This window comes from Kitasatospora sp. NPDC029367 (assembly GCF_055569135.1).
On record NZ_JBVHYH010000061.1, the window covers coordinates 3,038 to 16,906 of the forward strand.

At 71.1% G+C, this 13,869-nt stretch carries 1 protein-coding gene (running past one end of the window); it reads left to right on the forward strand.

All coding sequences use genetic code 11. The features are described 5' to 3' along the window. Nucleotides 1-13,869, forward strand: partial view of a non-ribosomal peptide synthase/polyketide synthase gene (locus ACZ4W5_RS27655; protein ID WP_465657595.1) — the 5' end (the start) only. Its footprint extends 23,292 nt past the window's final position; the window shows 13,869 of its 37,161 coding nt (coding positions 1-13,869); it begins with the start codon at nucleotides 1-3; its stop codon lies off the right edge, out of view.

A 13,869-nucleotide genomic window follows, 5' to 3' on the forward strand; every position in this document is an offset into this window, starting at 1 on the left:
ATGACCACCCCTGACAAGCGGTTTGCCGAGACCCTCCACCCCGGTGCGGACGGGGTCGTTCCCGTGCCTCCGCGCGGACAGGACCGGCTGCTGACCGACTGGGGCCGGAACCTGCGCGACGACATCGACGACGCCACCGTGCCGCGCCTGTTCGAGGCCCGGGTCGAGGCGACTCCACAGGCTCTCGCCCTGGAGGACGGCGACCGCTCCTTCACCTATGCCGAGGTCAACGCGCAGGCCAACCGGATCGCGCACTGGCTCATCTCGCGCGGCACCGGTCCGGGCGAGCTGGTCGCGGTGGCCCTTCCCCGCTGTGCCGAGCAGATCACCGCGATCCTGGGCATCACCAAGGCGGGCGCCGCCTACCTGCCCGTCGACCCGGGCTACCCGGCCGAGCGCATCGACTTCATGCTCGCCGACGCGAAGCCGACCCTCCTGCTGACCACGGCCGCCCTCGCCGCGAGCCTGTCCGGCGCCGGCGGCGAGAGCGTCCTCGTCGAAGCGCTCCCCGGGCTCCTGGACGAGCAGGCCACCGACGATCCCACCGATGACGACAGGCTGGCACCGCTCGTCGTCGAGGACCTCGCCTACACGATCTACACCTCCGGTTCCACCGGCCGGCCCAAGGGCGTCGCCGTCACCCACACCGGGCTGGCCAGCCTCACCACCGCGCTGGCCGACCGCTGCGCGGCGGGACCGGGCAGCCGGATCCTGCAGCTCGCCTCGCTCGGATTCGACGCCTCCGTCTCGGAGATCTTCCTCGCCCTGACCTCCGGCGCCACGCTCGTCCTGACCGACGCCGACAGCCTGGCCGGCCACGAGCTCATGCGGACGATGGTCGACCGGCGGATCACCCATGCCTTCGTCACGGCCTCCGTGCTGGAGACGCTGCCCGCCGGGAGCGAGGCGGCCCTGCCCGGGCTCGGCACCCTGACCATGATCGGTGAGGCCGTCCCGCCGGAGCTGGTGGAGCGCTGGTCCCCGGGCCGTCGGATGGTCAACGCGTACGGGCCGACGGAATGCACCGTGTACGCGACGGCGAGCGGGTACCTGACCGGACGCCGGGTCCCGATCGGGCGGCCCCTGTTCAACGCGCGGGTGTACGTCCTGGACGCCCGTCTCCGGCCGGTCGCCCCGGGCGAGGACGGTGAGCTCTACATCGCCGGCAAGGGCGTGGCCCGTGGCTACCTCAACCGGCCGGGCCTGACGGCGGAGCGCTTCGTCGCGGACCCGTTCGGTGAGGCCGGGGACCGGATGTATCGCACGGGTGACCTGGTGCGCTGGAACCCGGACGGTGAACTGGACTACCTGGGCCGCAGCGACGACCAGGTGAAGATCCGCGGGTTCCGGATCGAGCCCGGCGAGATCGAGGCCGTGCTGCAGCAACTGCCCGGTGTCTCCCAGGCCGTGGTCATCGCCCGCCGGGACCAGCCCGGCGGCACCCGCCTCGTGGCGTACGCGGTGCCGACGGCGGTCGACGGCTTCTCCTCGGAGCAGGTCCGCGAGCAACTGCGCGACGTCCTGCCCGGCTACATGGTCCCGTCCGTGGTCGTCCGGCTGGACCGGATGCCGATGACGCCCAACGGGAAGATCGACCGCAGGGCCCTGCCCGCACCCGACTACGCCCTGGCGGGCACCGGGCGCGCCCCGCGCACGCCGCAGGAAGAGCTCCTCTGCACGGCGTTCGCCGAGATCCTGGGCGTGCCCGGGGTGGGCGTCGACGACAGCTTCTTCGAGCTCGGCGGTCACTCGCTGCTGGCCACCCGCCTGATCAGCCGGATCCGTACGGCCCTGGGCGTGGAGATCCCGCTGCGGACGGTGTTCGAGGCGCCGACCGCGGAGCAGCTCGCCCTCCGGCTGGCCGACCACGCGGGCGAACTGCGCCCGGCTCTGGTGCCGTTGGCCCGGCCGAAGACGCTGCCGCTGTCCTACGCCCAGGAACGGCTGTGGTTCCAGCACAAGCTGGAAGGCCCCTCCGCCACCTACAACATCGCACTCGCCCTGCGGCTCTCCGGCGAGCTGGACCAGCAGGCACTGCAGGACGCCCTCAACGACGTGGTCACCCGGCACGAGGCCCTGCGCACCGTCTTCCGCGAGATCGACGGACGGCCCGCCCAGCAGATCCTCACCCCCGACCGGGCTCGCACTGAGCTGCGCGTCCGGCAGGTCGGCCGGGCCGACCTCACCTCGGCCATGAACGGGGCCGCGGGTCACGAGTTCGACCTGTCCGGTCAAGTCCCCTTCCGTGCCGAACTGTTGGCCGTCAGCCCGGCGGACTCGGTGCTGATGCTGATCGTCCACCACATCGCGGGTGACGGCTGGTCGCTGGCGCCGCTGGCCCGTGACCTGATCGCCGCCTACACCGCGCGCCTGACCGGTGCCGAGCCGGACTGGCCGCAGCTGCCGGTGCAGTACGCCGACTACACGCTCTGGCAGCGTGACCTGCTCGGTGACGACACCGACCCGGACAGTCCGTTCAGTCGCCAGTACGGCTACTGGGCGCAGCAGTTGGCCGGTCTGCCGGAGCAGGTCACCGTCCCCGCCGACCGGCCCCGCCCGGCCGTGGCCAGCCACATCGGTGACACCGTCGCCTTCGGCCTCGACGCGGACCTGCACCGGGACCTCGCCGAGCTGGCCCGCGCCACCGGCAGCACCATGTACATGGTGCTCCAGGCCTCCATGGCCGCGCTGATGACCCGGCTCGGCGCCGGGACGGACATCCCGATCGGCAGCGGTGTGGCCGGACGGACCGACGAGAACCTCGACGACCTGGTCGGCTTCTTCGTCAACACCTTCGTCCTGCGGACGGACACGGCGGGCAACCCCGTCTTCACCGACCTGCTCGGGCAGGTCCGCCGGACCAGCCTGGAGGCCTACGCCCACCAGGACGTCCCCTTCCAGTACCTGGTGGAGAAGCTCAACCCGTTGCGCTCCGCGGCGATCCACCCGCTCTTCCAGGTCGCGCTCGTCCTCCAGAACAACGAAGAGGCCCACTTCGACCTGCCCGGCCTGCGGGCGGACTCCGAGACCTGGCCCACTGGCACGGCACGGTTCGACGCGTTCATCAGCATGTACGAGAGCCACGACTCCGACGGCATGCCCATGGGCATGTCCGGCACGGTCGAGTTCGCGACGGACCTGTACGACCGGGCCACGATCGAGACGCTGATCGAACGGTGGACGCAGGTGCTGCGGGGGGTGGTCGCCGACCCGTCCCAGCGGATCGGTGCCCTGAACATCCTCACCCCGCGGGAACACCCCGACCGGGCGGTGCAGCCCGAGCGGGTCGAGATCGAGGACGTCGCTCTGCCGGTGCTGTTCCAGGCCCGCGTGGCGGCCGCGCCGGACGCCGTCGCGTTGGAGGCCGACGGTGCGTCGTGGACGTATGCGGAGTTGAACGCGTGGGCGAACCGGATTGCGCACTGGTTGATCTCGCGGGGTGTCGGTGCCGAGGATCTCGTGGGTGTGGTGTTGCCGCGTAGCGCGGTGCAGGTGGCGGTGGTGCTGGGCATCGTGAAGGCGGGTGCCGGCTATCTGCCGGTGGATCCGGACTATCCGGCGGAGCGGATCGCGTACATGCTCGCGGACGCGGCCCCCGTCCTGCTGCTCACCAGTGGGGAGTTGACGCCGGGGCTGCCGGACGGGCTGGCGGGCGGGCTGGCGGGCGGGCTGGCGGTCGAGGAGCTGGCCGAGGTCTGGCAGGCGCAGCCCGCCACCGACCCGACGGACGCCGACCGGATCGCCCCGCTCACGGCCGCGAACACGGCTTACACGATCTACACGTCGGGTTCGACGGGTCGGCCCAAGGGTGTGGCGGTTACGCATTCGGGGTTGGCGTCGTTGGCGGTGACGCTGGTGGAGCGGTTCGGGGTGTCGGCGGAGAGTCGGGTGCTGCAGTTCGCTTCGCCGGGGTTCGATGCGGCGGTGTGGGAGCTGGTGATGGCGCTGGCGACCGGTGCGGCGTTGGTGGTGGCGGGGTCGCGACGCTTGGTGGGTGAGGAGCTGGGCCGGGTGCTGGCCGAGCGGGGGGTCACGCATGTGACGCTGCCGCCGTCGGCGTTGGCGAGTCTGCCGGTGGGGGTCGAGGCCTCCTTGCCGGGTCTGGAGACCGTGGTGGTGGCCGGTGAGGCGTGCCCGCCGGATCTGGCGGAGCGGTGGTCGGTGGGTCGTCGGATGATCAACGCGTACGGTCCGACGGAGTCGACGGTTGGTGCGACGGCCAGTGAGCCGCTGTCGGGTGCGTATGTTCCGATCGGTCGGCCGGTGGTCAACACCCGGGTGTACGTGCTGGACGAGAACCTGCGCCAGGTCCCGTCGGGCATCCCCGGCGAGCTCTACCTCGCCGGCCGGGGCCTGGCTCGTGGCTACCTGAACCGTCCCGGCCTGACGGCCGAGCGCTTCGTGGCGGATCCGTTCGGCGGGGCCGGGAGCCGGATGTATCGCACGGGTGACGTGGCGCGGTGGAGTCGGGATGGTGAGCTGGAGTATCTGGGCCGTACGGATGAGCAGGTGAAGATCCGTGGGTTCCGGATCGAGCCCGGTGAGGTCGAAGCTGCCCTCACCCGGCATGCCGAGGTCGCGCAGGCAGTGGTGGTTCCGCGTGAGGACCAGCCTGGTGACATCCGTCTGGTCGCCTATGTTGTCCCGGGGAGTGACAGTGCTGCCGAGGTCGATGCCGCTGAGCAGGTCGGGGACTGGCGGGAGTTGTACGACTCGGTGTACGAGCAGGCCACGGCGCCGTTGGGTGAGGACTTCGCGGGGTGGGACAGCTCGTACACGGGTGAGGCGATCCCGCTGGAGGAGATGCGGGAGTGGCGTACGGCGACGGTGGAGCGGATCCGCTCCTACGGGCCAAGGCGTGTGCTGGAGATCGGTGTCGGTTCGGGTCTGCTGATGGCACCCCTCGCGGAGGAGGTCGAGTCGTACTGGGGCACGGACCTGTCCCAGGCGGTGGTGACACGCCTGGTCGAGCAGGTCGCGGAGCGCGGCTGGGAGCACGTGCGGGTGTCCTGCCAGAGTGCGGAGGACTTCACCGGTCTGCCGACCGGCTACTTCGACACGGTCGTCATCAACTCCGTCGCGCAGTACTTCCCGAACCGCGACTACCTGACTGTGGTTCTGTCGGGGGCGTTGGAGTTGCTGGCGGACGGTGGCCGGGTCGTTGTCGGTGACGTTCGCCATCTCGGGCAGTTGCGGGTGTTCCAGACGGCTGTGCAGGTGCCGAGGGCCGCTGATGTCGCGCAGCTCCACGCTTCGGTGGAGCGTGCGGTGGTGGTGGAGAAGGAACTCCTGGTCCACCCGGACTACTTCACCGTCTTCGCCGCCGAGCGTGGTGCGGGTGTGGATGTTCGGATCAAGCGGGGCTCGGCGCACAACGAGCTGACCCGCCACCGCTATGACGTCACCCTCCACAAGTCCGCGGGGGCGCTGACGGATCTGGGCGGCGTGCCGGTGCTGCGCTGGGGGACGGACGTTGCGACGCTGGAGGAGCTCGGGGAGCGTCCGGTCGAGGGCGGTCTGCGTGTGACGGGTGTCCCGAACGCCCGTCTGGCGGGCGAGGTCGCCGCCGTCGATGCGCTTTCGGTGGGTGCGGATCTGGCGGTCGTACGGGAGGCGCTGGCGGCCGGCGGGGGTGTGGATCCCGAGGTGTTCCACCGCTGGGCCACCGAGCGCGGCTTGGACGCGGTCGCCACGTGGAGTTCGGAGCGACCGGCCGCGTTCGATGCGGTTCTGCTGCCGGTGGGCAGCGGCCTGGCGGTGACCGGTGTCTATCGGTCGTCGGGGGTGGCCGGTTCGGTTCTGACGAATGCTCCGGCGCGGGCGCGGACCGGTGGTTCGCTGGTGACGGCGTTGCGTCAGGTGTTGCAGGCGCAGTTGCCGGACTACATGGTGCCGTCGGCGATCGTCACGCTGGACCGTCTTCCGTTGACGCCGAACGGGAAGATCGACCGCAAGGCCCTTCCGGCGCCGGACTACGCGTCCACCGCTGGGGGTCGTGCGGCTCGTACGCCGCAGGAGGAGATCCTCTGCACCCTGTTCGCCGAGGTCCTGGGTGTGTCCGGGGTCGGGATCGATGACGACTTCTTCGCACTCGGTGGCCATTCGCTGTTGGCGACGCAGCTCAGCAGCCGGGTGCGGAGTACCCTCGGCACCGAGCTGCCGCTCCAGGTGCTGTTCGAGGCGCCGACCGTCTCCCGGCTCTCCGCGCGGCTGGGCGAGGGCGCGGCGCGTCCCGCTCTGGTCGTGATGCCTCGTCCCGAGGTGCTGCCGCTGTCCTTCGCGCAGCAGCGGTTGTGGTTCCTGCACCAGCTGGAAGGCCCCTCGGCCACCTACAACATGCCGTTGGCCCTGCGGCTGACCGGTGAGCTGGACCGGCAGGCGCTGCTGGACGCCCTCAACGATGTGATCTCCCGGCACGAGGCCCTGCGCACCGTCTTCCTGGACGTCGACGGACAGGCCCGTCAGCACATCCTCGACCCCGAGCAGGCCCGCATCGACCTGGCGGTCGTCCCCACGGACGAGGACCGGATCAACGGGCAACTGGACCTGGCCGCGCGCCACGAGTTCGACCTCTCCGGCCAAGTTCCGCTGCACGCCGAGCTGTTCACGGTCAGTCCGACGGGGTCGGTGCTGTTGCTGGTGCTGCACCACATCGCCGGTGACGGTTGGTCGATGGCGTCGCTGGCCCGTGACCTGGTCACGGCCTACTCCGCCCGCCTGACCGGTGCCGAGCCGGACTGGCCGCAGCTGCCGGTGCAGTACGCCGACTACACGCTGTGGCAGCGCGAGCTGCTGGGTGACGACAGTGACCCGGACAGTCCGTTCGTGCGCCAGCAGCAGTACTGGGCACAGCAGTTGGCCGGTCTGCCGGAGCAGGTGACCGTGCCCACCGACCGGCCCCGCCCGGCGGTGGCCGGCTACGCGGGTGACGTCAGCACCTTCGGTATCGACGCGGATCTGCACCAGGCGTTGTCCGAGTTGGCCCGTTCCAGCGGCACGACGATGTTCATGGTGTTGCAGGCGTCCTTCGCTGCCCTGATGACCCGGCTCGGTGCCGGTACGGACATCCCGCTCGGTGCGCCGATCGCCGGACGTACGGATGAGAACCTCGACGACCTGATCGGCTTCTTCGTCAACACCCTGGTCCTGCGCACCGACACGGCGGGCAACCCGGCCTTCACCGACCTGCTTGCCCGGGTCCGTCGGACCAGTCTGGAGGCCTATGCCCACCAGGACGTGCCCTTCGAGCACCTGGTGGAGGCGCTCAACCCGCACCGCTCCTCCAGCCACCACCCGCTGTTCCAGATCTCCCTGGGGCTCCAGACCGCCCAGCAGCCGTCCTTCGACCTGCCCCGGCTGCAGGTGGACAGCGAGATCTGGCCCACCGGAACCTCGATGTTCGACCTCGCCATCACCGTCGGCGAGGAGCGTGGCGAGAACGGTGCACCTGCGGGAATCAACGGGTTCGTCGAGTTCGCGACGGATCTGTACGACCGGTCGACGATCGAGGCGCTGACTGCGCGCTGGGTCCGGCTGCTCAGGTCGATTGCCGCCGATCCGTCCCGGCCGATCGGATTCCTGGACGTCCTCACGCCCGGTGAGGCCGCCCGGCTCCGGGACTGGTCGGGTGCCCCGAGTGCGGGGACCGGTGCGGCCACGCTGTCGGAGCTGTTCCAGGCCCGCGTGCAGGCCACCCCCGATGCCGTCGCACTGGAGGTCGGCGACGCGTCCTGGACGTACGCCGAGCTGAACGCCCGGGCGAACCAGGTCGCGCACTGGCTGATCGGCCGGGGCATCGGTGCCGAGCAGTTGGTCGGGGTGGCGCTGCCCCGGTGTGCCGAGCAGCTCGCCGTGATCCTGGGCATCGCCAAGGCGGGTGCCGGCTACCTGCCGGTCGACCCGGACTACCCGGCCGACCGCATCGCCTACATGCTCGCCGACGCCACCCCCACCCTCCTCCTCACCACCGCGGAGCTGGCACCGGAGCTGCCGGGCGGACTGGCGGAGGGGCTGGCGGTCGAGGAGCTGGCCGAGGTCTGGCAGGCACAGCCCGCCACCGACCCGACCGATGCCGACCGGATCACCCCGCTGCGACCGGCCAACCCGGCCTACGTGATCTACACCTCGGGCTCCACCGGCCGCCCCAAGGGTGCCACGGTCACCCACACGGGTCTGGCGTCGTTCGCCTCGACGCTGGTCGAGCGCTGCCGCACTACGGCGGACAGCCGGGTCGTGCAGTTGGCCTCGCCGAGTTTCGACGCCTCCGTCCTGGAACTGCTGATGGCTCTCAGCAACGGCGGCACCCTGGTCGTGCCCCCGCCGGGTCGTCTCGCGGGTGAGGACCTCTTCCGGGTCCTGGCCGACCGGCGGATCACCCACGCGTTCATCCCGCCGTCGATCCTGGCCACCCTCCCGGCCGGTGCCCCCGACACGCTGACCGACCTGTCCAGCCTCATCGTCGGTGCCGAGGCCTGCCCGCCGGACCTGGCCGAGCGGTGGTCGGCGGGTCGTCGGATGGTGAACGCGTACGGTCCGACGGAGTCGACGGTCGGTGCGACGGTCAGTGAGCCGTTGTCGGGTGCGCATGTTCCGATCGGTCGGCCGGTGGTCGACACCCGGGTGTACGTGCTGGACGAGAACCTGCGCCAGGTGCCGCCGGGCATCCCCGGCGAGCTGTACCTCGCCGGCCGGGGCCTGGCCCGCGGCTACCTCGACCGGCCCGGTCTGAGTTCCGAACGCTTCGTGGCGGATCCGTTCGGCGGGGCCGGGAGCCGGATGTACCGCACGGGTGACCTGGTGCGCTGGAACCCGGACGGTGAACTGGACTACCTGGGCCGTACGGATGAGCAGGTGAAGATCCGCGGGTTCCGGATCGAGCCCGGCGAGATCCAGGCTGCTCTCACCCGGCACCCCGAGGTCGCACAGGCCGTCGTCATCGCTCGCGAGGACCAGCCCGGCGACACCCGCCTGGTGGCCTACGTCGTCGCGGAGACGGAGTACGGCTTGTCCACCGAGGAGGTGCGCGACCGGCTGCGGGAGCAGCTGCCGGACTACATGGTCCCCGCGGCCGTCGTGGCTCTCGACCGGATGCCGGTGACCCCGAACGGGAAGGTGGACCGCGACGCCCTGCCCGCACCCGACTACGCCCTGGCCGGCACCGGGCGCGCCCCGCGTACGCCGCAGGAGGAGATCCTCTGCACGGCGTTCGCCGAGATCCTGGGCGTGCCCGGGGTGGGGGTCGACGACGGCTTCTTCGACCTGGGCGGTCACTCGCTGCTGGCCACCCGTCTGATCAGCCGCATCCGCACGGCGCTCGGGACCGAGATTCCGCTGCGCGCGATCTTCGAGGCACCGACCGTGGCCCAGCTGGCCCGCCGGCTGGCCGACCACGCGGGCGAACTGCGCCCCGCACTCGAACCGGTCGTGCGGCCGCAGGTGCTGCCGCTGTCCTACGCCCAGGAACGGCTGTGGTTCCTGCACAAGCTGGAAGGCCCCTCCGCCACCTACAACATGGCGTACGCCCTGCGCCTCTCCGGCGAGCTGGACCAGCAGGCACTGCAGGACGCCCTCAACGACGTGGTCACCCGGCACGAGGCCCTGCGCACCGTCTTCCGCGAGACCGACGGACGGCCCGGCCAGCACGTTCTCGCCCCCGACCAGGCGCGGATCACGCTGCGGACCGTCCCCACGGACGAGAGCCGGCTGCACGACCAGCTCCGTCGCGCCGCGCAGCACGAGTTCGACCTGTCCGCCCAAGTACCGCTGCACGCACGGCTGTTCACCGTCAGCCCGACGGAGTCGGTGCTGATGTTGATCGTCCACCACATCGCGGCCGACGGCTGGTCGATGGCGCCGCTGGCCCGTGACCTGATCGCCGCCTACAGTGCCCGTCTCACGGACGACGAGCCCGGCTGGCCGCACCTGTCGGTGCAGTACGCGGACTACACGCTGTGGCAGCGTGACCTGCTCGGTGAGGACACCGACCCGCAGAGTCCGTTCAGTCGCCAGTACGGCTACTGGGCGCAGCAGTTGGCCGGGCTGCCGGAGCAGGTGACCGTCCCCACCGACCGGCCCCGGCCCGCCGTCGCCGGCAAGGCGGGTGACACCATCGCGTTCGGCCTCGACGACGGTCTGCACCGGGACCTGGCCGAGCTGGCCCGTGCCACCGACACGACCGTGTTCATGGTGCTGCAGGCCTCCCTCGCCGCCCTGATGACCCGCCTCGGCGCCGGGACCGACATCCCGATCGGTTCTCCCATCGCCGGGCGCACCGACGAGAACCTCGACGACCTGGTCGGCTTCTTCGTCAACACCCTCGTGGTGCGGACCGACACGGCGGGCAACCCGGCCTTCACCGACCTGCTCGCCCAGGTCCGCCGGACCACCCTGGCCGGCTACACCCACCAGGACGTCCCCTTCCAGTACCTGGTGGAGAAGCTCAACCCGCACCGCTCCGCCGCTCACCACCCGCTCTTCCAGGTCATGCTGGCCCTGCAGAACAACGAGCAGGCCGACTTCCGGCTGCCCGGACTGCACGTCAGCCCCGAGCCGACTCCCACCGGCACGGCGCGGTTCGACCTGTTCATCACCGTCGGGGAGGAGCACGGCGAGAACGGTGCGCCTGCGGGAATCAACGGGTTCATCGAGTTCGCGACGGACCTGTACGACCGGGTGACCGTCGAGGTCATGGCCGAGCGCTGGGTGCGCCTGCTGCGGGCCGTGGTCGTCGACCCGCGGCTGCCCCTGGACGAGGTCGAGATCCTCGACCGGGCCGAGCGCCACCGCATCCTCGGCGAGTGGAACGACACCGCCGTCGAGGTCCCGTCCGCCACGTTGCCCGAGCTCTTCCAGGCCCAGGCGACCCGTACGCCGGACGCGACCGCCGTGGTGTTCGAGGGCGTCGAGCTCTCGTACGCGGAGCTGAACGCCCGGGCCAACCGTCTGGCCCACCTGCTGATCAGCCGTGGAGCCGGCCCGGAGCAGCTGGTCGCGCTGGTGCTGGAGCGCTCCGTCGAGATGGTGGTCGCACTGCTGGCCGTCACCAAGGCCGGCGCCGCCTACCTGCCGGTCGACCCGGAGTACCCGGCGGACCGCATCGCCCACCTGCTGGAGGACGGCGCCCCCGCGCTGGTGCTCGCGACATCCGCCACCGCCGCTCTCACCGCGGCCCCGGCCCTCGTCCTGGACGCGCCCGCCCTGGTCGAGGAGCTGGCGGGCCTGCCCGACAGCGACCCCGTCGACGCGGACCGGATCCACCCGCTGCGAGCGGCCAACCCGGCGTACGTGATCTACACCTCGGGTTCGACCGGCCGGCCCAAGGGCGTGGCGGTTCCGCACAGCGGCATCGTCAACCGGCTGACCTGGATGCAGAGCGAGTACCGGATCGGTGCGGACGACCGGGTCCTGCAGAAGACGCCGTTCGGCTTCGACGTCTCGGTCTGGGAGTTCTTCTGGCCGCTGCTGGAGGGCGGAACGCTCGTCCTCGCCCGCCCGGGCGGGCACAAGGACCCCGCCTACCTGGCCGAGCTGATCCAGCGCGAGCGGATCACCATCGCCCACTTCGTCCCGTCCATGCTCCAGGCGTTCCTGCACGAGCCGGCTGCGGCCGGCTGCACCGGACTGCGTGCCGTCCTGTGCAGCGGGGAGGCGTTGTCGGCCGACCTGCGCGACCGCTTCGACGACGTGCTCGACGTTCCGCTGCACAACCTCTACGGCCCCACCGAGGCATCGGTGGACGTCACGGCCTGGGCGTGCCGGGAGTCCGACACCGGTGCGAGCGTGCCCATCGGACGCCCCGTCTGGAACACCCGTGTGTACGTACTGGACGCGGCACTCCAGCCCGTCCCACCGGGCGTGCCGGGCGAGCTGTACCTCGCCGGGGTCCAGCTGGCCCGCGGCTACCTGAACCGTCCCGGCCTGACGGCCGAGCGGTTCGTCGCGGATCCGTTCGGTGAGCCGGGCGAGCGGATGTACCGCACCGGGGACGTCGTGCGCTGGACCGCTGAGGGTGTCCTCGTCTACACCGGCCGCGCCGACGACCAGGTGAAGATCCGCGGCTTCCGCATCGAGCTCGGGGAGGTCGAGGCCGCCCTGGCCGCCCACCCCGAGGTCGCCCACGCTGCCGTGGTCGCCCGTGAGGACCAGCCCGGTGACGTCCGCCTGGTGGCGTACGTCGTGCCCGGCACCGCCGTGGACGGCCAGGAACAGGCCGCCGCTGAGCAGGTCGAGGGTTGGCGGGAGTTGTACGACTCGGTGTACGAGCGGCCCACGGCGCCGTTGGGTGAGGATTTCGCGGGGTGGGACAGCTCGTACACGGGTGAGGCGATCCCGCTGGAGGAGATGCGGGAGTGGCGTACGGCGACGGTGGAGCGGATCCGCTCCTATGCGCCGAGGCGTGTGCTGGAGATCGGTGTCGGTTCGGGTCTGCTGATGGCACCGCTGGCTGGGGAGGTGGAGTCGTACTGGGGCACGGACCTGTCCCAGGCGGTGGTGACGCGCCTCGTCGAGCAGGTCGCGGAGCGCGGTTGGGAGCACGTGCGGGTGTCCTGCCAGAGTGCGGAGGACTTCACCGGTCTGCCGACGGGCTACTTCGACACGGTCGTCATCAACTCCGTCGCGCAGTACTTCCCGAACCGCGACTACCTGACCGTGGTTCTGTCGCGGGCCTTGGAGTTGCTGGCGGACGGCGGCCGGGTCGTTGTCGGTGATGTTCGCCATCTCGGGCAGTTGCGGACCTTCCACACCGCGGTCCAGGCGACGCGGGCGGCCGACGCCACCCAGCTCCACGCTTCGGTGGAGCGCGCGGTGGTCGTGGAGAAGGAACTCCTGGTCCACCCGGACTACTTCACCGTCTTCGCCGCCGAGCACGGCGCGGGTGTGGACATCCGGATCAAGCGGGGCTCGGCGCACAACGAGCTGACCCGCCACCGCTACGACGTCACCCTCCACAAGTCTGCGGAGACACTGACCGATCTCACCGGCGCTCCGCTGCTGCGCTGGGGGACCGACGTTTCGACGCTGGAGGAGCTCGGGGAGCGTCCGGTCGAGGGCGGCTTGCGTGTGTCGGGTGTCCCGAACGCCCGTCTGGCGGGCGAGGTCGCCGCCGTTGAAGCGCTTTCGGTGGGTGCGGATCTGGTCCGAGTGCGGGAGGCGCTGGCGGCCGGCGGGGGTGTGGATCCCGAGGTGTTCCACGAGTGGGCCGCGGCTCAGGGCTTGGACGCGGTCGCCACGTGGAGTTCGGAGCGACCGGGCGCGTTCGATGCGGTCCTGCTGCCGGTGGGCAGCGCTCTGGCGGTGACCGGTGTCTATCGGTCGTCGGGGGTGGCCGGTTCGGTTCTGACGAATGCTCCGGCGCGGGCGCGGACCGGTGGTTCGCTGGTGACGGCGTTGCGCCAGGTGTTGCAGGCACAGCTGCCGGACTACATGGTGCCGTCGGCGATCGTCACCCTGGACCACATCCCGCTCACCCCGAACGGGAAGGCCGACCGTAAGGCCCTCCCCGCGCCGGACTACGCGTCCACGGCCGACGGCCGTGCACCGCGCACGCCCCAGGAGGAGATCCTCTGCACCCTGTTCGCCGAGGTCCTCGGCCTGCCCGGGGTCGGGATCGACGACAACTTCTTCGACCTCGGCGGCCACTCCCTGCTCGCCACCCAGCTCAGCAGCCGGATCCGCAGCACCCTCGGCACCGAGGCGCCGCTCCAGGTGCTGTTCGAGGCGCCGACCGTGGCGAAGCTCGCGCCGCGTCTGACCCAGGGCGGTGAACTGCGTCCGCCGCTCCTGCCCGTCACCCGGCCCAACCCGCTTCCGCTCTCCTACGCCCAGCAGCGGCTGTGGTTCCTGCACCAGCTCGAGGGCCCCTCGGCCACC